Below are 23,274 nucleotides of genomic sequence, written 5' to 3'. Positions count from 1 at the left end.
ATGAAATTATTGAGAATCAAAGCAATAGCAAAAAAAGAACTTATCCAGATACGTCGTGATCCCTTGAGCCTTGCAATGGCATTCATGATGCCAGTTATACTCCTCTTTATCTTCGGATATGCAATAACCCTTGACGTGAACAACCTCAGGACAGTCGTATATGACCTTGATAAAAGCAGCCTGAGCAGGGAACTTGTTGCGCAGTTCAGGGAATCAGGCTATTTTACGGTTGTCGGCAATGCATATACAAACAAAGACATTGACAGCTACCTTGATTCCGGCAGGGCGCAGATTGCCATATCAATACCATCTGATTTTTCCAAAAATATAAAAGCAGGTAAAAATGCAGGGCTTCAGACGATTGTTGATGGAAGCGATTCAAATACGGCAACCATTGCGCTTGGATATATATCCGCAATCTCTGAACTCTACTCACAAAGAATAAAAGGTGGACGAATAAAACCTCTCATAGAGCCTCGTGTCCGGGTCTTGTATAATCCGGAATTAAAGTCAAGGAATTTCATAATCCCCGGACTTATCGCCGTAATAATGGCAGTAATTGCAGCGCTCCTGACTTCCCTTACCATCGCAAGGGAATGGGAGAGGGGGACCATGGAGCAGTTGATCTCCACGCCGGTTAAAAAACCGGAACTGATAATCGGAAAACTGATGCCCTATTTTCTCATCGGCTTTATTGATGTGGCGGTATCTGTCCTGGTGGCCGTCTTTATATTTGACGTTCCGCTAAGAGGGAGTATCGTCTTGCTCGCCGCGCTTTCATCCATATTCCTTTTCGGCGGACTTAGCCTGGGAATACTAATATCAATTGCGGCAAAATCCCAGCTTGTTGCAAGCCAGATTTCGATGATCGCAACATTTCTTCCGGCATTTCTGCTCTCAGGATTTATGTACTCAATATCAAACATGCCGAAAGCGCTCCAGATTGTTACATATGTAATTCCCGCCCGATATTTTGTATCGATACTGAAGGGCATTTTTCTTAAAGGAACTCCCCTGAACCTCCTGATGTTTGAATCATCGCTTCTTGTTGTGTTTGGCCTGACGATATTCTTGCTTGCAAACAGAAAATTCAAAAAGAGGATTGCGTAGAAATGTTTGAACGAACAAAAAATATGGTGATAAAGGAGTTCATCCAGATTTTCAGGGACAAACGGATGAAGGCGATTGTTTTTTTTACTCCTATAATGCAGTTACTCGCCTTCGGCTATGCAGTTACGACTGATGTGAATAACATCTCAACTGCCATTTATGATCTTGATAAATCGTATGAGAGCCGGGAAATTGCAAGGAGGCTGGAATCTTCCGGATATTTCAGCATCAGATATTTTACCGAATCACCTGACGAGGCCCAATATCTACTGGACAAGGGCAAGGTTGTCACAGCTATCCAGATAAACAGGGGGTTTTCATCAGATCTAAAAAAGGGATCTCCGGCAAATATTCAAATACTTATTGACGGTACAGATTCCAATACCGGAACTGTCGCAATGGATTATGCCAGCAGGATCATTACGAAATACGCAAAGGATTCGGGCAAGCAGCAGACCGGCGCATTGAGGTCTGGAATCGATTTACGGTCGAGGGCACTGTACAATCCCGACCTGCGAAGCAAAAACTATAATGTGCCGGGCGTCATCTCAATTGTAATTATGCTGACCTGCCTGCTTCTTACTTCAATGGCTATTGTCAGGGAAAGAGAGATAGGCACCATGGAACAACTTATGGTCACGCCCCTCAAACCGGTGGAATTGATGCTTGGCAAGACAATCCCTTTCGCGGCAATAGGTTTCTTTGACATGTTTCTCGTGACCGCAGTGGGGATACTCTGGTTTGATATTCCGATAAAGGGGTCAATATCTCTGATGCCATTAACGACAGCTATCTATCTGTTGTCGGTGCTGGGTATCGGGCTTTTTATATCTACTATCTCAAAGACCCAACAGCAGGCGCTGATGGCGACCTTTCTTTTCTATATCCCCGCCGTCCTGCTGTCAGGCTTTATGTTTCCCATTGAGAACATGCCGAAGCTTATTCAGTATGTCACATATATAAATCCGCTCAGATATTTTCTCGTAATAATAAGGGGCATATTCCTGAAAGGCAACTGGATAAACATACTGTGGCCGCAGATTATATCTCTGCTTCTGTTAGGCACAGCGGTTATAACTGTGAGCTCTCTAAGGTTTAAAAAGAGGCTTGGGTAAGATACTTTGGGAGGTCAAAAATGGAACACCAAGACAAAGCAGTAAAAGATCAGATTGACGAGATGATAAAACAGGGGATACTCGAAGTCATTGGAGACGCCGTGAGCATTCAGGGCACCGATTTCAGGGTCTTATATCAAAATCAGGCACACAGGAAACTTATCGGCGATCACCTTGGAGAGTATTGCTACAAAGTCTACGAATGCAGGGACGAAGTCTGTGAAGGCTGCCCTGTTGATATGGCTTTTAAGGATGGCATGAGCCATACAACCGAGAGGAGCGCTGCAACTGAACGGGGCATCCTCCATGTTGAAATTACCGCATCCCCGATAAGGGATTCGTCAGGGAAGATCATTGCCGGAATTGAGGTTGCAAGAGACATTACAGAGCATAAGCGTACAGATGAACTGTTAAAAAGAGCGGCAACCGAGTGGCAGCACACCTTTGACTCGATATCGGATTTTGTTTCTGTGCATGACAAGGATTTCAGGTGCACGAAAGTGAACAAGGCATTGGCTGATTTCAAGGGAATAAAACCTGAAGATCTTGTTGGAGAACATTGTTACAAGATTTTTCACGGTACCCAGGGGAAATGGCCTGAGTGTCCTCTCGACAAGATGCTGAAATCAAAAAGAACCGAGACCGTCGAGATTGACGACCCGCATATCGGACGGCCGTTATTGGTAACAGTCTCCCCCATTCTTGATGATAAGGGCGAAGTAACCGGCGGCGTTCACATCGCCAGAGACATTACCGAACAGAAAAAGATGGAGAAAAGGCTGAAGGTCATGGACTGGGCCATTAAATCATCCACCAATGCGATGGTCCTTGCCGATCTTGAAGCCAATCTGACTTATGTAAATCCTGTTTTCCTTAAATTATGGGGATACGAGAGTGAGGATGAAGTCCTTGGGATGCACTGCACAAAGTTCTGGCAGGTAAAAGACAAGTCGACTGAGATAGTTGAAGCGCTGAGGAATAAAGGAGAATGGGCAGGAGAGCGGGGGGCCCTGAGAAAAGACGGTTCCGCGTTTATTGTTGAGTTATCGGCCAATATGGTCAGAGACGATGAGGGGAAGCCAATCTGCATGATGGCTTCATTGGTTGACATAACCGAGAAGAAAAAGCTCGAAGAGCAACTGCGCCAGGCCCAGAAGATGGAGGCCGTAGGGCAGCTTGCCGGCGGGGTCGCACATGATTTCAACAATATTCTTTCAGCGATAATCGGCTACGGGCATGTCACCCTTCTGAAGATGGCAAATGACGATCCGCTGCGCCTGAATATAGAACATATGCTTGAGGCAACAGACAAAGCATCTTACCTCACGCAAAGCCTTCTCGCCTTCAGCAGAAAGCAGATAACAGACAAAAAGCCGGTCGGCCTTAACGGGATAATAAAGAGAGTGGAAAAGTTTTTGTTAAGAATAATGGGAGAGGATATAAAAGTCAGAACAATGCTGAGTGAAGAAGCCCTGAAGGTTCTTGCCGACTCAGGGCAGCTTGAGCAGGTTTTAATAAATCTGGCAACAAACGCAAGGGATGCCCTGCCGAAAGGAGGTACATTTACAATTGCAACAGAAAAGAGCAGGATTGATAACGAATTCATAAGGGCGCATGGATACGGCAGTCCCGGAAGATACGCTCTCATAACAGTGACGGATAACGGCACAGGCATGAATGAGAACACGAAGCAAAAAATATTCGAACCGTTCTTTACAACAAAGGAGCCGGGGAAGGGCACGGGGCTCGGGCTTTCTATAGTCTATGGAATCATTAAACAGCATGAAGGATACATTAATGTCTACAGCGAACCCGGGGCGGGCACAATATTCAGGATTTACCTGCCGTTAATAGCGGAAGATATTCAGTCAGAGGGCATGACCTCAAAGACTGAATATCCCCAGCGCGGCTCTGAAGTGATACTCCTTGCGGAGGATGATGAATCATTGAGACAGCTTACAAAATCCGTACTCGATGAATTCGGCTATAAGGTAATAGAGGCAGCGGACGGAGAAGATGCAGTGAGTAAGTTCCTGGAGCACAAGGACATCATAGAGCTTTTTTTATCTGATCTTATAATGCCGAAGAAAAGCGGGAAAGCGGCATTTGATGAAATCAGGAAGATAAAGTCCGGCATAAGGGCAATATTCATAAGCGGATATACTGCCGACATCATTCAGCAGAAGGGACTGCTGGAAAAAGAGATGACCTTGATATTTAAACCGGTATCGCCGATAGACCTTCTCAAAAAGATAAGGGAGGAGTTGGATAAGAAATAGGGCTCCCGGACAATAAAAATTAGGTTTAAGAGATTTGATATTATTAAAATTTTTTTCTGTTGCAATTTATTTCACAGATGATAGACTTTTGACGTAAACCATAAAAAAAACAAAAGGAGGATAAAATGACTGCAAAGTTAAATTTTATCAGAAACGTATCAATACTTATATTTGATATATCAATTATTGTTTTTGGACTTACTCCTAATATTGTCAGTGCCCACTGTGACACCCTTGAAGGGCCAGTGGTGAAGGAAGCGAGAGTAGCGCTTGAAAAAAGCGACATCAAGCAGATTCTGAAATGGGTGAAGAAGGAAAATGAGGGGGAGATAAACGAAGCCTTCAAGAAAACATTGGCCGTCAGGAAACAGGGCAAAGAGGCAAAAGAACTTGCGGACATGTATTTCTTTGAAACTCTTGTGCGGGTCCATCGCGCAGGTGAAGGAGCGCCTTACACGGGACTGAAACCCGGCGAAGCTGTTGAGCCGGTCATTGTGGAATCAGACAAGGCGCTGGAAAGCGGTTCTGCGGATACGCTTGTGAAACATGTAACCGATGCAGTCGCAAAAGGGATACGGGAGAAATTTGCACACGCAAAAGAGACCAAAAAACATGCCGGTGAAAGCGTCGAGGCAGGCAGGGAATATGTTGAAGCCTATGTTGTGTTCACCCATTACGTAGAACGTTTATACAATGATGCGACTGCTAAAGTTGAACATCACGAGGGAGCGGAGACGCCCGGGCCGGAAGTGCATCAACATTAGAATTTAAACAAATATCTAACTTTCCTGTTTATCTCAATAACCCTGCTTTACCGGCGCAGGGTTATTTTTTTAAAGTGAACCTGAAAGGGTCTTCCTTACTACATCTGCTTTTATTCCCCTAACTTATTTTTTTCCAATAAACAGATAAGCAAATTTAATTTGACATAGCATGGCATGGTGATAGCCTTCTCTTACAGGGAGGTGAGTAAAAGAGTATCTATCTAAATAAACAAACAACTTTATCAATTCAATCACTTAACGTACTTTCATCCTTCATTGAAAGGAGGGGGAAATGGCAAAATTTAAAAAAACCTATAAGACGTGGTACCTGTTGGCATTGGCAGTAATAATCCTGCTTGGCCTGTTTACGGTCCCCGCACTTACACAGCAAAGGGCGCAATCGCTGGAAGCTGTGATGAAAGAAAGAGGGCTTACCGAAAAGGACATACTTGCCGCGGCAAAGACCTATACGCCGACAGGCAAATATGACCCTTACATTGCCTTGTCATCAGGCGGACAGAGCGGGCAGGTGATTGTCTACGGCGTGCCTTCGATGCGTATCCTGAAGGTCGTCGGCGTATTCACTCCTGAGCCCTGGCAGGGATACGGCTATGACCAGGAAAGCAGGGAGATACTTGCAGGCGGAAGGGTCAACGGCAAGGACGTGAACTGGGGAGATACACACCACCCGCATTTTTCAGAGACCAACGGCGACTATGACGGCGAGTATGCCTTTATCAATGACAAGGCGCATGCAAGGGTTGCGGTCATAGACCTCAAAGACTTCACCACAAAACAGATTGTGAAAAATCCGGTCATGAAGTCAGACCACGGCGGGGCGTTTGTAACGCCGAATACTGATTACGTGATAGAAACCTCACAGTATGCAGCGCCTCTTGAGAACAAATACTATCCGATCTCCAGGTACAAGGAAAAATACCGGGGCGCAATGACCTTCTGGAAGTTCGACAGGAGCAAAGGAAGGATCGACGAAAAGAATTCCTTCTCCGTGGAACTTCCGCCGTACATGCAGGACCTTGCTGATCTGGGAAAGCTCGTATCGGACGGGTGGGCGTTCACAAACTCATTTAATTCAGAAATGTACACGGGCGGTATAGAGGAAGGAAACGCACCTAATGAGGCCGGCATGTCGGCAAGAGATACCGACTATCTGCATGTGATTAACTGGAAGGGCGTAGAGAGTGAAGTAGCCGCAGGAAATTTCAAAGTCATTAACGGCCATAAAGTTGTTCCAATTGACACACTTGTCAAAAAGGGGCTCCTGTTTCTGGTCCCCGAGCCCAAAAGTCCGCATGGCGTTGATGTAGACCCGACAGGCCAGTACATGATCGTCTGCGGGAAACTCGACACTCACGCCTCTGTTTATGACTTTCAGAAGATAAAGACGCTCATTGACAGCAGGGATTTCGCGGGGAAGGACCCGTTCGGCATCCCCATACTCGATCTCAAGAAGGCGCTTTACGGGCAGGTACAGCTCGGCCTTGGCCCATTGCATACGCAATATGATTCACAGGATGGAATTGTATACACATCCCTTTATGTTGATTCAGCTGTTGTGAAGTGGGATTTCAAAAAATTGCAGGTACTCGACAAGATCCAGGTGCATTATAACATCGGCCATCTTGTAGCTCCGCATGGCGACACAGTAAAACCGCAGGGGAAATATCTGATCGCGCTTAACAAACTTGCGGTGGACCGGTTTAATCCGATCGGCCCATTGCATCCTCAAAACCACCAGCTCATTGACATAACAGGCGACAAACTGGAACTGCTTTACGATTTGCCGATACCGATTGGAGAACCGCATAATGTCTCCATAATCAACGCGAAACTGCTGAAGCCAGTAGTCCGCTATAAGACTGGCACCGATTTCAGGACAGGAGAAGCATCCTCATATGCGACAATGGCAGGCAAGGAAAAGATCGTCCGCAAGGGTAATGTTGTCGAAGTGTTTGCCACATCCATAAGAAGCCATATAAATCCTGAGCGTATCGAGGTGAAGAAAGGCAACAAGGTCATTATCCATGTGACTAACCTTGAGAGGGCGGAAGATGAAACACACGGCTTCGGCATATACGGCTACAGCGCTCATATGAGCCTTGAGCCGGGAAAGACCGCAACATTTGAATTTACAGCAGATAAAGAAGGAGTATATCCGTACTACTGCACAGAGTTCTGTTCAGCGCTCCACCTCGAAATGATGGGTTACCTTCTTGTAAAGCCATAGGAGGGCAAGACATGAGACATTTGAGATATTTCATATTCTTTGTATTGATAACACTGCCGTTTGCCTTTCATGCGGCTGCGCAGGAAGTTGATTACAAGGCAGGGTATGAAAAACAGATGAAAGAATGCACGGATACCCAGAAAGTAATTGACGGGGTGGTCCAGTGGCTGAAAGACCATCATTATGAAAATTATCCCACCGCAAAAAATACAGTGGAAGACGCCCTCGATCAGGCCGGTTACGGCGAGGAGGCAAAGAAGAAGGCCGAGGCGCTTGCCGCCAGGGGCGAATGGGAAAAGGCATACGGCTGGGCCAATCAGTACTGGCAGTACCAGGTGAAGGTTGCAACCCAGGGATTGCTGGCGCAGAAGATGGTTGTGGACGCTGAAGCAGCGGCACAGCAGAAGTGAAGCTCCCCCATGCAAGGCGGGGCTTCAAAAAGGAATAATTTTATTAATGATTCCTCATATATATTCCCCCCTTTAGCAAAGGGGGGTGAGGGGGGATTTGCAAACACTATAATTAAAAAATCCCCCTTAATCCCCCTTTTCCAAAGGGGGAGATTTGGAAGGAGGTCATAAACCGGTGAAAAACTTTCTACTGCTTCTCATCGTGGCGGGCTGTATTCTGGCCGGAGCTTTGTCAATTGCAGGAACAGAGCCCGATAAGGCCAAAGAGGCATTTGACACGTACGGCTGCTCGGGCTGTCATGTGCCGGGTAAAGACTGGAACGGCCCCGATCTGACCTACGTCACAGAAAACCGGCCCAAAGACTGGATAATCGATTTTATCCTCAATCCAAAAAAACATTATGACGAGCCCATGGTAAAGGACATGATCGAGGCATTCAATCTCCATATGCCGGAGCAGGGCGTTGAGCCGAAAGACGCGGAGCTTATTTATGAGTACCTTAAATCTTTGGCAAAGCCTGCTGAAAGGAAGGAAGAGAAGCGCGGGGAGAAAAAGGAGAAGAAATAATGGATGGATCTTAAGAAACTGTCCGGTCTTTGTATTTTCGTTCTTCTCCTGAGTATATCTGCCGCCGCGAAACAGGAAACAACGCAGGCAAACTTGCAGGAGCTCGTGGACCATGCTGCTGAAAATTCAACCATTGTGCTTGGCAGGAATGTTTACACCGGCCCTGTGGTGATAAATAAACCCCTCACAATCGACGGCGCCGGCGAAGCGACGGTAGACGGGCAGAAGAAGGGCACGGTGATCATCATAAAGGCCAACAGTGTCAGGATAAAAAATCTGAAGGTGATCAATACGGGGGACAGGCACGACATGATAGACGCGGCCATTGCTCTCTTTGATTCCTCACGCTGTGAAATAACGAACAATAAGATCGAAAAAAGTCTCTTCGGGATAAACCTCCAGAATTCCCATCGCAATCTGGTAAAGGACAATGAGATCTCATCATTGCCCTATGACCTCGGCCTGCGGGGCGACGGGATATGGGTATGGTGGAGCGATAATAATAATTTTACAGGCAACAAGATTACAGATTCGCGGGACATCGTTGTCTGGTATTCGATGGGCAACAACATTGAGAACAACACAGTGACCAATTCAAGGTACAGCCTTCACTTCATGTTCTCCGACGTCAATTTTGTAAGAAATAATACCTTCAATAATAATTCCGTCGGCATCTATAACATGTACTCCAACGGGATAGTTATTGAAGGCAATACGATAATGAGGTCTCCCGGCGCAACGGGCATGGGCATAGGGCTCAAGGAGGCTTCCGAGACCGTCTGCAAAAACAACAGGATAATCTATTGTTCACGCGGCATCGGCGTGGACCAGTCGCCGTTTGAGCCTGACACCTATAATTATTTTATTAACAACGAACTGGTCTTCAACAACGAGGCGGTGTCGTTTGTTACAGACGGCACACGTGTAAACAATATATTTGAAGGGAATATCTTTAAATGGAACATACAGGACGTGACCGTATCAGGGACGAGGGGGCTTGCAAAAGGTTCATGGGAAAGAAACTACTGGGACAAATACGAAGGGTTTGACAGCGACAGGGACGGGGTTGGAGACACCCCGTACAAATACTTTATATACGCAGACCAGCTCTGGGTGAATAATCCCGCGCTCCAGTTTTTCAGGGGGGCAGTTGTAATGACATTCATGGATTTTCTGGAAAGGCTTGCGCCGTTCTCAGAGCCTGAACTCGCGCTTGTCGATGAAAAGCCCCTCAGACATGCGGCAAGATACGCATGGAAGGATGAGGACGCGATAAGAAAGAGACTGAACGAGAGGATCGCGGCGAGCAAATTACTGGAAGAGAGAAGGGGCAGGAAAGGAGCGGTCCCCCTGCCGTATTCGGGAATACAGCATTAAGGAGCAGATCATGAAAAGATGTTGGCTGTTATTATTTCTGTTTGTCAGTCTTTGTCTTCCGCTTACAGGAGACGGATTTGTAGAACGAAGGTTTAAATATAAACCCGAAGACGTTCTTGCCGCGGACAAGTTTGTTCCCAAAAAAGGCTATTGGGAGGGCCATAAGGACGGCAAGCTTGCGGGATATGTCTTTTTGTCAATGGACTGGACGCCGAAACTTGTCGGTTATTCAAGCAAGCCCCTGGAGACACTTATCGGCATGGACACTAACGGGGTATTAACGGGCGTGAAGATCATTGCTTATTCGGAGCCTATTTTCATGATAGGGATCAGCGATGAAGACTACAATAAGTTCTTAAAACAATATGTCGGCAGGAATATAAAAGACACCCTGACAGTCGGCAGGGAGGTAACCATGGACGCAATTACCGGGGCCACTGTCACCGCTGTTGTACAGACAGCAACCATACTCGGAAGCGCGAGGGGTGTTGCGGACGCAACGGGCCTTGAAAAGACCGCAAAGAAGCAGGCGGGCAGGATCAGTAAAAAATATTCCGCCCTTTCATGGGATGAACTGTTAAGTTCCGGGGCGCTTAAAAATATTACCGTCAAAAACAGCGCACTCGGCTTAAAGGGAGAAGATGTTTACATCAACCTGTATTTTGGTGTTGTGACGCCTCCTTCGATCGGGAGGAATATCCTCGGAGACAGAACCTATAATGAGACCGTAAAAGAGCTGAGGCCTGAGGACTCGGCAATATTCATCGCCGCACAGGCCGGCTCTTTTAAAGGCACGGGCTTTGCCTACGGAGGGATATTCAGCACCTTTGAACTTGAACAGGGCGGCAGGAAAATATTCTTTACGGGAGAGGATTATGAGAACGCGCCTGACATAAACGCCAAAGGCGCGCCCCCGGTCAGGGAAGGCGGTGTGTTTTATATTAAGGAGAAAGATTTTGAGCAGGCCGATCCCTTTAAGCTTAATCTTATCCTGCCCTATTACGTGGGAGGCAAAAAAACATACAGGACCTTCAGCGCTGAATATAAAATCCCGGAGCAATTTTTAGAGAAATAATAAAATGGACTCTGAGCAGCTTTGGTTACAGGTCTGGCAGGAGAAGATCGGGCATATCATCGCCTTTTCAGTCTTCCTGCTGATAATACTTCTCACGATGATCTTCAAGGACAGGGTTGTAAAAAATAAGACCGCGCTGGACCTGATCAAGTACAGTATCTTGTGCGTCTCATTCGTATACGGAGGAATAGCACTTAAGGCGCAGCCGTCTACGGCGAATATCCTGATATTGCACACAGCGGCAGAAAGCAAACAGTTCCCACTCGGACTTTTCCTTCTTGAGCCCTTTGTATTTCTGTCCTTTGCGTTTATTGTCCTGACCATGTTTGTCTGGGGGAGAGGTGTATTCTGCGGATGGCTGTGTCCCTACGGCGCAATGCTCGAGCTTTTAAATAAACTCTACGACAAGGTCTCGAAATTCAGATTAAGCCTGCCTGAAAAGGTCCACTGGAAACTGATATATCTGAAGTATGTGCTGTTTGTCGTAATAATCGGGATAGGCTTTTATAATTTCTTCCTTGCCGAATATCTTACGGAGATCGAGCCCTTCAGGACCTTTATTCTTAAACTGAAAAGGCAGTGGTACTTTGTCGCATATTTTGTGATACTCACGGCAGGCTCGGTCATAATCTACAGGGCGTTCTGCCGGTACCTCTGCCCTCTCGGCGCTGCGATCGCGATGCCTTCCTTTCTTAAATTTATTCCGTTCATAAAGCTCAGGAGATATGATTTCTGCCGGAACTGCAGGATATGCCCCAGGACATGCAAGCCTGACGCGATCAGTGCTAACGGATTTATTAACAGCAGGGAATGTCTAAGCTGCCTTGAGTGTCAGGTGAATTTCTGGGATGAGGATAAATGCCCCGTACTGATCAGGAAAAAGAAATCAGTAGTCAGTAGTCAGGAGCCAGGATAAGGAGAAACGTTTGATAATCGCGGAGGGTCTGAGAAAATCATTCGGCAGGCGATGTGTACTGGACAATATTAATCTGACCATATCAAGGGGGGAGAGGGTGGTTTTCGTGGGACACAACGGCTCGGGAAAGACCACCTTCATACGCTGCCTTCTGGGACTTTACACATTCGACGGGAAATTGAGTATCGACGGTATGGATACCCGCAAGAGCCGGGTGGACATTTTAAAAAGGGTCGGATATGTGCCTCAAACTCCCCCGCCGGTAAATATGAAAGTGGCTGACCTCATGCAATATGCCGCCGCCATGTCCGGCAAACAGCCTGAGATTATTATGGAGACCGCAAACGCCCTTAACCTTGATAAAGAAGGCGACGTCAATAAAAATTTCATGAAGCTTTCTGGAGGCATGAAACAGAAGGTGATGATATCCATTGCAGCCGGGAGGGGGAACGATATCATCCTTATGGATGAGCCGACTTCAAATCTTGACCCTGAGAGCAGAAAGATATTCTATGACCTTCTTTCCGGGTGCTCAAAAGATACGACAGTCATTCTTACAAGTCACAGAGCGGATGAACTGAGTTTTCTTTCCAGCCGGATCATTGAAATGGATTACGGAAAGATCGCGCGGGACACGGGAACGGCAAAAACATGATGAACACTTTCCTGCTCATAACAAAGACCGAGCTTAAGGATTCAATAACGTCCAAATGGTTCTGGCTCTATGCGCTTGTTTTCGGAGGCGCGGTGATAGTCCTTTTTCTGACCGGCATCACTGAATCACAGATCATGGGCTTCACGGGAATAAGCAGGCTCCTGTTAACATATTTCCAGCTCTGTGTAGTTGTCCTGCCGATCTTTATCCTGATGACCACTGTCCGCTCGATTGTGGGAGACAAAGAATCCAGTGTCCTTGAATACTTCCTGTCAATGCCTGTCTCTTTCAGTAATTTTTTCTGGGGAAAAATTGCCGGAAGGTTCATCGTCATCCTCGTTCCAATTTTAGCAGCAATGTTATTGGCTGCCCTCTGGGCGGGGATAAAGGGGCTGAACATCGATCTTAAGATCTTTATCACATACTGCTGCCTCCTGGTCTCCATGTCATGGTGTTTCCTCGGCATCGGGATGCTGATATCCTCTCTGGTCAACCGGCAGGAAACAGGACTGGGCATTGCGTTCTTTTCATGGCTGATACTCGTTCTGTTTATCGATATAGTCCTGATAGGGGTATTCCTTCAGAAGCAGGTAAACCCTGAGCTTATAATAAGCATTGCCCTTCTTAACCCACTTCAGGACTTCAGGGTCGCTTCAATGGCGCTTTTTGACCCTGACCTGACAATGCTCGGCCCGGCATCGTGGTTTATCCTGGATCATTTCGGCAAGACAGGTTTTATATTGTTCGGCATTGCCTATCCATTGGCACTGGGATTCCTGACGGCTTTTAGCGGTTATTTGGTATTCAGCAGGAGGGACATTTTATGAAAGTCAGAAGGCGGAAGATAGTAGTTAGTAGTCAGAATAAAAAGACAACTGCACTTGCTATTATCATCATCGTCCTTTGCCCTCTTCTCCTTGCTCTTTCCGCCGGAGATCAAGCTCCGGATATTGCACTGCCTGATTTAAAAGGCAATAAAGTGGCTTTCCCCGATGACTTTAGAGGCAAGGTTGTCATGATACGTTTCTGGAAGGCCATGTGCCATCACTGTGTCAGGGAGATGCCGGCCATTGAGACGGTATTCAACAAATACAAAGATAACGGTTTTGTTGTCCTTGCAATAAATGTGGGACAGCCCAAAGAGGATGTGGAAGGATTTCTTTCCGGCATGACGGTCACTTATCCTGTTCTTCTTGATCTCTATTCCGTGGCCGCGAAAAGATACGGTTTTGTCAGCTCGCCCACCACTTACGTGGTTGATAGAAACGGCGTTGTCAAGGAAACATTCTTTGGTGAAGTGGAAGGGAAGGTGTATGAGAAAATTATCGGGAGTTTATTATGAAAAAAATTATTCTGATAATCATGATCATCTCGGGATGCCTGATCTTTACTGCAGTTGTCTTCGCTCAAATATGTGTCAACTGCCACAGAAAGACCACGCCCAATATTGTCTCTGACTGGAAGGCGAGCAGGCACAGCAAAAAGGGCATTGACTGTTCAGCGTGTCACGGGGACGGACACAAGTCCGCTAAAGACACCGCAAATGTTCTGATCCCCACGATAGAAACATGCGCCCCCTGCCATAAGGAACGGGTCCGGCAGTTCAAAAGCGGCAAGCACGAAAAGGCCTGGACGGCGATGAAGGCTTTGCCGACCGCGCATTTTCAGTTGGTTGCGGGAGAGGGTGACATTGATATGTGCGCCGACTGTCATAAGATAGGATTGAAAACAGAAACGGAGATCATGGTGTTGAAAAAAGCAGGCAGGAAATTCGGTGTTGCTTCATGCGACTCATGCCACACCCGTCATCTCTTTTCCGTGAAGGAAGCAAGAGAGCCGCAGGCGTGTAACCCCTGCCACAGCGGCGGCGACAATCCGCAGTGGCAGATATATTCATCTTCAAAGCACGGTGTCAGATACCTGCTGAAGCAGAGCAAGACCCTTCCCGAAGAGGTTTCCGCCCCCACTTGCCAGACCTGCCATATGCAGGACGGCAATCATACAGTCAGCTCGGGGTGGGGTTTTTTCGCCGTGAGGCTCCCATCTTACGGAGACAGTCAGTGGGCTGATGATCAGGCCGCCATTCTCAAAGGGCTCGGTTTGCTTGATCCTGACGGAAGGCCTGCGCCGCGCCTTGATATATGGAAGGAAGCTGACCTTCTGCGCATTACACATGAAGATTGGCAGAAGGAACGTGACAAAATGGAGAAGGCATGCAATCAGTGCCATTCCATTAATTTTGTTAAGGCAGAGATTGAAAGGGCTGAAGGGGTGATCAAACAGGCCGATCAGATAATGGCAGAGGCGATCGGCATTGTTGCGTCCTTATACAAAGAGGGCTTGCTCAGAAAACCGCCGGACTATGTTCATGCCTTCCCTGACCTGTTCAAATTGCCTGACGAACCGTCCATGATCGAAAAAAGATTGAATGACATGTTTTATGAGCACCGCATGAAGACCTTTCAGGGCGCATTGCATTCCAATCCTGATTATGTAAACTGGTACGGCCTGACAAATATGAAAAAAGAGTTGATGCTGATCAGGATACTCGAAAGAGATATGCGCAGGGAAGCGAAATAGAAAAGAACGCATCTGGAATCAAAATCCAATGGTCAGGTTAAAAAGAATATACGATCCTCCTTCCCCCAGCGACGGCCGGAGGGTCCTCGTCGACAGGCTCTGGCCGAGGGGGATCAAAAAAGAGGATGCCAAAATTGATCTGTGGCTGAAGGACATCGCGCCGGGCAATGAGCTGAGGAAATGGTTTTCGCATGGTCCCGCCAAATGGCCGGAGTTTCGAAAACGGTACAGAGAAGAACTCAAAGACAGGCCGGCGCTTTTGAAGCTGCTCCGTGAAGAATTAAGAAAGGGGACCGTTACGCTTTTATTTGCCGCAAAGGACATCGAACATAACAATGCAGTTGTGCTGAAGGAAGTGCTTTCAAAACGTCAGTAACAGGTATTACTGTACTGATTGGTCCGACTGCGGGACTTCTTTTAAAAAAATGATTTCGCGTTTCCCGACTATCCCGGCCTTTTCCATGCACTGCCGCACTTCTTTAAGCTTCATGAACCTCCGGGCGCTGGCGGCACTGCCCCACTCCTGTAGAAGGACCATTTCATTCGGATTGTCCGAGCTTCGGAAAACGCGGCAACTCCTTTCGCCGCACTTCTTCCGCATCTCAAAGGCGTCATTGAAAGCGGTTTTCCATTTCTTGTAATTCTCAATCTTATACCGTAAACAAACGAAAGCCATGATAAGTCCTCCTTGAATGAATATTTGCGGCTATTTTAGAAAATGAAGCTCATTTTGTATACCACAAAGTTCATGGCTGTTGTCTAATAAATAATTGTTCTGCATTCATTAAACATGCTAATGAAAATTAACGGAAGGTTTTCGCGCGGTGTTCATCACTGAGCTGCTTGTTGAAATTCAACGGCGGATCTTCCGCTTTCCTGACGGGTTCTTTTGAAGGCAGGGCGCAATGCCTTGATTGCGCGAAGCTGAATATACATTTCTCTTTACCCAGCTCCTTAGTGCACGCGGAGATACATTCGCCGCAGTTTACGCAATTTATATCTTTTCTAAGCAGCCTCGGTTTTACATTCATAAAGCATACCTTTTCGCATTGCCTGCAGTCCGTGCACGCGCCCAGTTTCGCGGGGTCTGTTTTTATTCTTAATGAAACGGGGCTGGCCCATCCGAATAACATCTGCATAAGCCCGGCGCCGCATATATATTTACACAGTGTATGACGGACGATCATCGCGGAGATGAAAAGATAGATGGAAACCCCGATGATCCCCGCCTTCACGCCGAATGTAAAATCCCAGTTCATTATCTGCCCCCACACTGTCCGGGGGGCCACAAAATAACCCGTAAGCATGATGCCGGTAAAAAGCGGAATGGCGATCATACAGAATAGAGAAAGGATTATGCAGGGCATCCTGTTCTTCGCATGTTCTCCGGGGTCATTGGGCCTTTTTGTGAACAGGCTTCTCCTGCCGAAGATCTTTACCGTTAAGAAATCGAAAAGCTCGAACACCGCGCCCTCCGGGCAGAACCAGCCGCAGAAGGACCTCCCGGTAAGCGTGCCGAGAAGCGGGAATACGGATAAAATCAATATCCACGGCAGTATCGCCTTGAGAAAAAAACGCAAAGCCACATGAAGCGACCCTGTGATACTGCGGTCAGTATAAAACCCCTGAGGCAGACCGAGACTCCACACATTACCGAAGACTATCAATGCCCTCGCATCCACGTCATAGCGGAAGATGTTTAAGACCGGCATGAGGAGTATGAAAAGTATGAACGCTGCCTGGGTGGTCCTCCTGTAAACGGTAAGCTTCATGTTTTTTTATACCATTTAAAGAAGAAGCGATGCCATGAGCTAAATCATAACTATGATTTTCGTCATAAGAAAATCCATCTGTTTTGATGATAATAGTGTTATGGACGATTCGCAAAAAGACTGCAATATTTCCGAAGAAGACTTACGGGCAGCGCTCAGTGAGATGAAAACCTATATCGATGTCACTGAGGAAGACCTGAGAAAGATTTACGAAATAGCGCTGAAACACGTGGGGCAGAGGCTCGCTGCCAGGACCACCGTCGGCGAGATAATGACCGGGAACGTAATCGCCGTCAAAAAAGACAATGATTTCCATGAGGCGGCGAGGCTTCTTTCAGAACATAATATAAGCGGGCTGCCGGTTGTAGATGAAGAAAACATTGTCATCGGCGTTGTCTCTGAGGCGGACATCCTGTCCACTGCCGGAATGAAAAAAGGTCACACGTTTAAAGATATTTTGAGACACATATTCGGAGAGCCGCTGCCTGAACGCAGGGAAGGCAATAAAGTTAAAGACATCATGACCTCTCCCGCGATTACCGCAAAAGCTGATGATGACATAAAAGAAGCGGCAAGAATCCTCGATGAAAAGAGGATCAAGAGGCTTCCTGTAGTTGATGAAGAGAACAGGCTCATCGGCGTCATCTCACGCGCGGATATAGTCAGAGCAATCGGGTCTGCAAAATAATGCAGACATTATTCAAAAATTTCTTTAAATGGTAAAAGAATATTTTCTAAAGATGAAGGGCGGGGCGCAGAGTCCGCCGGGAGTTGCATTCACGGAGATACTCTGGTCAGGGCTCGGCTCTGCCGCTGGTATTGGTATATGCGGCTATCTGTCTTTTAATTATTTCGAACCGAGGGATTCAACTCTTTTAATCGGCTCGTTCGGCGCATCAGCGGTGCTTGCATATGGCGCGATAAAGAGCCCTCTCGCCCAGCCGAGAAACCTGATTGGCGGTCACGTAATATCCGGCCTTGCAGGAGTTGCCTGCTATAATCTCTTTGGTGACACAATCTGGATGGCCTCGTCATTAGCGGTATCTCTTGCCATTGCGGCCATGCTTCTTACAAAGACACTTCACCCCCCGGGCGGCGCAACCGCATTGATCGCCGTTATCGGCGGCAAAAAGATACATGACCTCGGCTTTCTTTACGCCTTTATTCCGGCAGGACTCGGCGCGCTTATCCTTTTAGTAATTGCCCTCCTGATAAATAACCTCTCCAAAAATAGAAGATATCCCGAGTACTGGTTTTAGGCTACCGCAGGAAAAATAAAAAAATTTCCGCCACAGATTTCGCAGATTACACAGATAAAAAAATCTTTGCTTAACCCATCCACAAATATTGTCATTGCGAGCCAAGCAATCTCGCCTTTTAATATTCAGATTGCCACGCATCCTTCGTGCGCTCCCAATGACAAAGAAGGCAATGAATTTGTGATTTCATAACAATCTGTGAAATCTGCGTAATCTGCGGATTTAATTATTTACAGGAGAGAAAGGCCAGGCATTGCTGCCTGGCCTTTTTCTTTGAGGATGGAGGGGTCATAATTTTATTTTGCAGGTAAAGGTTTCTTGCCGAGAGTGAAAAAATCAGCAACAAGTATCAACACGCCGACAAGAAAGCCCACACCGAAGATCGCCCTGAAAATCCAGAACCAGAGATTGTAGCTGGCTTTTACCGTTACATAATCAAGGCCGAGAAGCCGCTCAAGATATGTCTGGACCATTCCGGCGCCTGTTATTGTTATCACTATAAAAACCATTGAGATCGTCATCCACCAGAAGGCGAGATAACCCTTTGACTGGTTGAATTCCTTTACGCCCCTTATTGACGGCAGGGTAACGTAGATCATTGCAACAATTAAAAGTACATATGCCCCGTAAAAGGCAAGGTGCCCGTGTGCTGTTGTCAACTGCGTGCCGTGGGTCCATTTATTCACTTGCGGAAGTGTATGTATCACTCCCCAGAGGCCCGCACCGACAAAATTAAATATCGCATGAGCAACAGTCAGGTACAATCCAATTTTATTTGGCACAGCTACGCGTGTTTCACGCGTGGTCCTGAAGGCGTCCCACACCATCAGCAGTAATGGTATCGGTTCAAGTGAGCTGAAGAAGCCGCCGACCCATAGCCAGTACTTAGGTGTGCCTATCCAGTAGTAATGGTGTCCGAGGCCGAGTATGCCTGTAAAAAGAACGAGGCCGGTCTCGATATACATCCATTTGGCTAACACCCTGACTTCAGCGCCAAGGAGTTTGTGCAGCATGAATGCAAGGAGCGCGGCTGCGATCAATTCCCAGGAGCCTTCAACCCAGAGATGCACTACCCACCACCACCAGAACTGGTCTTTCACCATGCTCTTTGTGTAAAACATTCCAGGCAGGTACATGAGCGCCAGGAAGGTCAGGCCTCCAAGCAGTACGCCTTGCACCGCGGTAAACTTTCTGGTTTTAAAAACCGTCATGAGGCAGTTAAACAAAAACAGGAGCACTGATACCACGATCAGTATGTCCGCCCATCTCGGCGCCTCGATGTATTCCCGGCCTTCGTTCAGTAACTGTGTGCCGAACACTTCGATGTTCGCCTGTGGGAACAAGCCCATCACAATATATCCGATAACAACAGCGCTTACAGCAATTACGGTTGCCCAGAATTGAAGCTGCGCCAGCGGAATGCTCCACAACTCTGTTTCCGATTCCTCAGTGACTACATAATACGTCGCGCCCATCATTCCCATCAGCAGCCAAACAACCAGCGCATTGATATGCAATGTGCGAATGGTGTTGAAGTTAAGGATAAAGAAATCCGGCCACATAAATTGCAGCGCCGCAATTATGCCTACTACAACTTGCACGGCAAAGAGCAGCAATGCAGCCGTGTAAAAGTTGACTGCTATTTTCTGACTTTGATATTTCATTATTTCCTCCGTAACCGATTTGAGTTTTTTAAGCCACGAATCTTCACGAATTGTCTCGAAAGAGACCAGCCCGGATTTTCGCTCACATTTAAATTTGTTTTTTTCATTCGTGTTTATTCGTGTTCATTTGTGGTAACTATTTCAATGTGACCATGTACTCTGCCAGGGCCCTCAAATCCTCATCGTTCAAATGGGCAAAGTCCGGCATTGCGGATTTCGGGACAACAGATTCAGGGTTTTTGAGATGCTTGATATGCCATTCGATATCAGCGTGTTTCAGACCTATGCGTGTAAGGTCAGGCCCTGCTGTGCCGCCTAACCCCTGGATCTGATGACATGCCGAGCAGTCATTTTGCTGAAAAAGCACCTGCCCCGGAGTTGCCGCCTTGCCAGCAGCAGCCGCTATGAGAATAGGTTTCGGCGGCCAGCCGTTGGTGTCTACTTTAGCAATCCAGTCAAGGAAAGCTATTAGGTCGTCAGCTTCTTGTTCAGATATCCCAAGCACCGGCATAGCTGAATCAGCTTTTATCGTCCTTGGGTCCATTATAAATTTTTTCAAATACCCTTTCGGCTTGCGTTCAACCGCCTTTGTCATGTCAGGGGCAAAGTATGAACCGTTGCCCAGGATAGTGTGGCAGCCGATGCAGTCATACTTGTGCCAGACCTTTTTGCCGGCGTCTACCTGGTCTGTAATTACAGGCGCCCTCTTGTCCAGAGTTCCCATTGTGTCAATGGTGAGCACAATAAGAACGATGAAGCAGAGCAGGCTGCCGTAGATGAACAGATTTTTTGCAGCATTAGTACTCATAGAGAAAACCTCCTTTTTAATTTTTTTAAATACAAAACTTTCAGATGATATTTTTATACACTACTTCCTCTTTATCAGGAAATGATTTGCGTCATATGATTTAAATCATATAGAGGGGCAAGGGGGTAGGGGCGGGTTTAAAACCCGCCCCTACATTGTTAAGATATGATCGCGCACGCTGTGCAGGTGTCTTTGAATTTTTCCCCTCTGCACATGCGTGATATGCCCTGATGACAGAGGGCGAAATCGTATTTGAGAGGGTCATCGGGGTCAAACTTTTTCAATGCCCTGGTTATCTCTTTTGCCGTCTTCCAGTCGGAGGCTTTTCTCTTTGTCAGGCCGAGGCACCTTGAGATCCTTGCGATGTGGACATCAAGAGGAATGATCAATTTAGAAGGCGTGATTTTGTTCCAGATGCCGAAGTCGATATCTTTTCTCCTTACCATCCATCTCAGAAAAAGGTTCACGCGCTTGCACGCGCTGCCGTTTTCAGGCGAGGGGAAAAGCTGCTTCACTCCGTCCGGTTTGATGTTCTTTCCGTAAACAGGAGATGTGTCAATGCTTAATAAATAATTTACAAATTCACTAAGCGCAGGGCCGATATCTTCATCCCCCTCTTTAATTCGCCCCTTGGCAAGGGGAGACGCAGAGGGGTTGTAACTGTGATAAAACAGATTTTTCAGCGAACCGAATTCGCCCAGAGTCTGATTCAAAATATATATGAGGCAGAGGACGTCCTTCTCCTTATTGAACCTGTAGCTGATCCCGTGAAGAGACTTCTTGTCTCTTTGCAGATCGAAATCCCTGATAAAGCCTGCGGGGTGTTTCCCGCCTGGCTTGAGGATTTTTTCTATCACAGGCTTGAAAAGGCCGACCTTTCCATAAGCAAAACATGACGCGATAAAGCCTGCGACTTCTATATCTTCAGGCCTGGAATACCTGTGAGGAAACTCGATCGGGTCGTGCTTGATCCGCTCCCTGAAATCATATTCATCGTAGAATTTGTCGAGGGTTTCCTTGAGAGGAGATCCAGATTTTAATCGAATCGGCATAGTTCATATTCTAACACAGGCTATATCTCAACCAGTTCCCACATGGGTGTGACATTTATTTAAAGAGGGAATGTTTCAATACATTCCCTCTTTTTTTGACCAATTCCACATTTCCAATTATAATCTACATATGCTCGAAGCCTTAACAAATCTGCCGATGACGTTTATACCCATTTTTGTAGCGATGGATGTGTTTGCTGTTCTGCCGGTATTCATCGCGGTTACCAGCGAGATATCCGGGGCTGAAAAAAAACTGATCGTCAAACAATCGATAGTGACCGCGCTTGCCGTAAGCCTTGCCTTTGTCGCGGTCGGAGAGGTGATCTTCAGAATATTGGGCATTACTGTCGACGACTTCAAGATAGCAGGCGGGCTTGTCCTTCTGGTCATAGCCGTGCTTGATCTCCTGCGATACGGCGGCGAGCGCAGGAAGGTTGAAGACACGGTCGGCGTTGTCCCCATCGGCGTGCCTTTGATAGTCGGTCCCGCAGTCCTGACCACACTGCTCGTCCTGATCGACCACTACGGCATTGCCCCGACCGTGATATCTCTTGTCCTGAATTTACTTATAGTATGGGGGACATTTGTTCATGCGGAAAAGATAACTCACATGATCGGCAAGAACGGCATCGTCGCGCTTTCAAAGATCATGGCGATCCTTCTGGCCTCTATTGCCGTGATGATGATCCGCCTCGGGGTTGAGCACCTTGTCAAATAACAAAATGGAACTCATTGACGACCAATACTGTTTTGTGTGCGGGAAGAAGAACCCGGTCGGATTGAAGCTCGATTTTTCTTTTGACGGAAAAACCATAAAGACGGAATTCATCCCGAAGAAAGAACACCAGGGATATTTCAATATCGTCCACGGCGGAATAATTTCGACACTTCTTGACGAGGCAATGGTCAAGCTCGCGATTGAACTGGGTATGCCCGCCGTCACCGCGCAGATGGACATCCGCCTGAAAAAGGCATTAGGCATAGGCGAGAAAATAATTGTTCATGCGGAGATGACCAGGGTGACGAAAAAAATACTTGAAGCTTACGCAAAAGCAGAGACAAAAGACGGTGTGATCGTTGCCGACGCTACCGGGAAGCTGATGAAAGTTTCACAAAATATAAAATATCAAAACTCATGACAGAGTGCCTCCCCAATTACAAAAAGTTTTTTATTTAATCTGAGCAATCTGCAAAATCTGCGGATTTGTTTTTAACTAATACTTACCGCTGAAATAATCCTCGAGAATCTGTCTGTGGTCAAAGGCGATATCATTGGGTAGGTTGTCTCTTGTAAAAATCTTTGCCTCTCCTGCGTCATCGCCCGCCTCCGGTTTGCCTGTTGCAGTGGCAATGAAAATCGTGGATACTGTGTGGTGCCTCGGGTCCCGTCCGGGGGCTGAGTATGTGTGAAACTGTCTGACAAGCCTGATATCAAGTCCTGTCTCTTCCTTTGCCTCCCGGCACACGGCGTCCTCAAGCGGTTCTCCGTAATCGACGAAACCTCCGGGTATCGCCCATCCCGGCGGAGGGTTTTTCCTTTTGATGAGCACTATCCCGCCTTCAATTTCGATGATCGCGTCAACTGTAAGAAGCGGGTTTTTAGGTTTGGGTTCCATGGGGGA

At 47.0% G+C, this 23,274-nt stretch carries 25 protein-coding genes; 19 read left to right on the top strand and 6 right to left on the bottom strand.

The genetic code is table 11. From position 1 onward, the window contains the following. From HZB61_03500 to HZB61_03430, 15 genes are all read left to right on the top strand, one after another. Complete coding sequence (locus HZB61_03500) at window positions 1-1,110, top strand: ABC transporter permease (GenBank protein ID MBI5055666.1); 1,110 nt, start codon at window positions 1-3, stop codon at window positions 1,108-1,110. A 2-nt stretch (window positions 1,111-1,112) separates the two neighbouring features. Next, complete coding sequence (locus HZB61_03495; GenBank protein MBI5055665.1) at window positions 1,113-2,225, top strand: ABC transporter permease; 1,113 nt, start codon at window positions 1,113-1,115, stop codon at window positions 2,223-2,225. A 20-nt stretch (window positions 2,226-2,245) separates the two neighbouring features. Beyond that, window positions 2,246-4,504, top strand: a complete 2,259-nt coding sequence (locus HZB61_03490) for a PAS domain S-box protein (GenBank protein ID MBI5055664.1) — start codon at window positions 2,246-2,248, stop codon at window positions 4,502-4,504. A 125-nt stretch (window positions 4,505-4,629) separates the two neighbouring features. Beyond that, entirely contained in the window at window positions 4,630-5,268 is a 639-nt protein-coding gene (locus tag HZB61_03485; protein MBI5055663.1) for a hypothetical protein, read from the top strand. Window positions 5,269-5,560: 292 nt separating this feature from the next. Then, a complete protein-coding gene (nosZ, locus tag HZB61_03480) occupies window positions 5,561-7,516 on the top strand; it encodes a Sec-dependent nitrous-oxide reductase (protein MBI5055662.1) in 1,956 nt (651 codons plus the stop codon). Between the two features lie 11 nt (window positions 7,517-7,527). Further along, complete coding sequence (locus tag HZB61_03475; GenBank protein MBI5055661.1) at window positions 7,528-7,926, top strand: hypothetical protein; 399 nt, start codon at window positions 7,528-7,530, stop codon at window positions 7,924-7,926. 175 nt (window positions 7,927-8,101) lie between these two features. Next, complete coding sequence (locus HZB61_03470; GenBank protein MBI5055660.1) at window positions 8,102-8,494, top strand: c-type cytochrome; 393 nt, start codon at window positions 8,102-8,104, stop codon at window positions 8,492-8,494. Between the two features lie 3 nt (window positions 8,495-8,497). After that, window positions 8,498-9,871, top strand: coding sequence for a nitrous oxide reductase family maturation protein NosD (nosD, locus tag HZB61_03465; protein ID MBI5055659.1), 1,374 nt, complete (start codon window positions 8,498-8,500; stop codon window positions 9,869-9,871). Window positions 9,872-9,881: 10 nt separating this feature from the next. Further along, window positions 9,882-10,946: a hypothetical protein gene (locus tag HZB61_03460; GenBank protein MBI5055658.1), complete on the top strand. Its 1,065-nt coding sequence runs from the start codon at window positions 9,882-9,884 to the stop codon at window positions 10,944-10,946. Window positions 10,947-10,950: 4 nt separating this feature from the next. Continuing rightward, on the top strand, window positions 10,951-11,862 hold the full coding sequence (locus HZB61_03455) for a 4Fe-4S binding protein (protein ID MBI5055657.1): 912 nt from the start codon (window positions 10,951-10,953) through the stop codon (window positions 11,860-11,862). Between the two features lie 10 nt (window positions 11,863-11,872). Continuing rightward, on the top strand, window positions 11,873-12,517 hold the full coding sequence (locus HZB61_03450) for an ABC transporter ATP-binding protein (GenBank protein ID MBI5055656.1): 645 nt from the start codon (window positions 11,873-11,875) through the stop codon (window positions 12,515-12,517). After that, window positions 12,517-13,344 carry an ABC transporter permease subunit gene (locus HZB61_03445; protein ID MBI5055655.1) on the top strand — a complete coding sequence of 276 codons (828 nt, stop codon included), beginning with the start codon at window positions 12,517-12,519 and terminating at the stop codon, window positions 13,342-13,344. Before HZB61_03450 ends, HZB61_03445 begins: the two co-directional genes overlap by 1 nt. Continuing rightward, the gene (locus HZB61_03440; GenBank protein MBI5055654.1) at window positions 13,341-13,859 is read left to right on the top strand and encodes a TlpA family protein disulfide reductase; all 519 of its coding nucleotides are present in this window, start codon (window positions 13,341-13,343) and stop codon (window positions 13,857-13,859) included. The genes HZB61_03445 and HZB61_03440 overlap by 4 nt, the downstream gene beginning before the upstream one ends. After that, window positions 13,856-15,097: a cytochrome C gene (locus tag HZB61_03435; GenBank protein ID MBI5055653.1), complete on the top strand. Its 1,242-nt coding sequence runs from the start codon at window positions 13,856-13,858 to the stop codon at window positions 15,095-15,097. The genes HZB61_03440 and HZB61_03435 overlap by 4 nt, the downstream gene beginning before the upstream one ends. 28 nt (window positions 15,098-15,125) lie before the next feature. After that, complete coding sequence (locus HZB61_03430) at window positions 15,126-15,473, top strand: DUF488 domain-containing protein (GenBank protein MBI5055652.1); 348 nt, start codon at window positions 15,126-15,128, stop codon at window positions 15,471-15,473. Window positions 15,474-15,479: 6 nt separating this feature from the next. Here the strand turns inward: HZB61_03430 and HZB61_03425 are convergent, their stop codons facing one another. Both HZB61_03425 and HZB61_03420 read right to left on the bottom strand, forming a co-directional pair. Continuing rightward, window positions 15,480-15,773 (bottom strand): antibiotic biosynthesis monooxygenase, encoded by a 294-nt coding sequence (locus tag HZB61_03425; protein ID MBI5055651.1) that lies wholly within the window; start codon window positions 15,771-15,773, stop codon window positions 15,480-15,482. A gap of 127 nt (window positions 15,774-15,900) precedes the next feature. Beyond that, window positions 15,901-16,869, bottom strand: a complete 969-nt coding sequence (locus tag HZB61_03420; protein ID MBI5055650.1) for a 4Fe-4S binding protein — start codon at window positions 16,867-16,869, stop codon at window positions 15,901-15,903. A gap of 52 nt (window positions 16,870-16,921) precedes the next feature. Here HZB61_03420 and HZB61_03415 point away from each other — a divergent pair, with 52 nt between their 5' ends. Together HZB61_03415 and HZB61_03410 are read left to right on the top strand one after the other, a co-directional pair. Next, complete coding sequence (locus HZB61_03415; GenBank protein MBI5055649.1) at window positions 16,922-17,557, top strand: CBS domain-containing protein; 636 nt, start codon at window positions 16,922-16,924, stop codon at window positions 17,555-17,557. A gap of 28 nt (window positions 17,558-17,585) precedes the next feature. Continuing rightward, complete coding sequence (locus HZB61_03410; GenBank protein MBI5055648.1) at window positions 17,586-18,128, top strand: HPP family protein; 543 nt, start codon at window positions 17,586-17,588, stop codon at window positions 18,126-18,128. Between the two features lie 296 nt (window positions 18,129-18,424). Here the strand turns inward: HZB61_03410 and HZB61_03405 are convergent, their stop codons facing one another. The 3 genes from HZB61_03405 to HZB61_03395 all read right to left on the bottom strand — a co-directional run bounded on the left by HZB61_03405 (window position 18,425) and on the right by HZB61_03395 (window position 21,652). Continuing rightward, a complete protein-coding gene (locus HZB61_03405) occupies window positions 18,425-19,792 on the bottom strand; it encodes a cbb3-type cytochrome c oxidase subunit I (GenBank protein MBI5055647.1) in 1,368 nt (455 codons plus the stop codon). 136 nt (window positions 19,793-19,928) lie between these two features. Further along, window positions 19,929-20,600, bottom strand: a complete 672-nt coding sequence (locus tag HZB61_03400; protein MBI5055646.1) for a c-type cytochrome — start codon at window positions 20,598-20,600, stop codon at window positions 19,929-19,931. A 158-nt stretch (window positions 20,601-20,758) separates the two neighbouring features. Then, on the bottom strand, window positions 20,759-21,652 hold the full coding sequence (locus tag HZB61_03395; GenBank protein ID MBI5055645.1) for a TIGR02757 family protein: 894 nt from the start codon (window positions 21,650-21,652) through the stop codon (window positions 20,759-20,761). Window positions 21,653-21,782: 130 nt separating this feature from the next. Between HZB61_03395 and HZB61_03390 the strand changes: the two genes are divergently transcribed. Both HZB61_03390 and HZB61_03385 read left to right on the top strand, forming a co-directional pair. After that, window positions 21,783-22,370 carry a MarC family protein gene (locus HZB61_03390; GenBank protein ID MBI5055644.1) on the top strand — a complete coding sequence of 196 codons (588 nt, stop codon included), beginning with the start codon at window positions 21,783-21,785 and terminating at the stop codon, window positions 22,368-22,370. Then, the gene (locus tag HZB61_03385) at window positions 22,360-22,791 is read left to right on the top strand and encodes a PaaI family thioesterase (GenBank protein ID MBI5055643.1); all 432 of its coding nucleotides are present in this window, start codon (window positions 22,360-22,362) and stop codon (window positions 22,789-22,791) included. Before HZB61_03390 ends, HZB61_03385 begins: the two co-directional genes overlap by 11 nt. A gap of 75 nt (window positions 22,792-22,866) precedes the next feature. Here HZB61_03385 and HZB61_03380 read toward each other — a convergent pair whose 3' ends face one another. Beyond that, on the bottom strand, window positions 22,867-23,268 hold the full coding sequence (locus HZB61_03380; GenBank protein MBI5055642.1) for an NUDIX hydrolase: 402 nt from the start codon (window positions 23,266-23,268) through the stop codon (window positions 22,867-22,869). Window positions 23,269-23,274: the final 6 nt, after the last annotated feature.

The organism is Nitrospirota bacterium, from assembly GCA_016214845.1.
In the GTDB taxonomy this organism is placed as follows: domain Bacteria; phylum Nitrospirota; class Thermodesulfovibrionia; order UBA6902; family UBA6902; genus SURF-23.
Note: the sequence above shows the minus strand (reverse complement) of the source record. Positions and strands in the feature narration are given on the sequence as shown.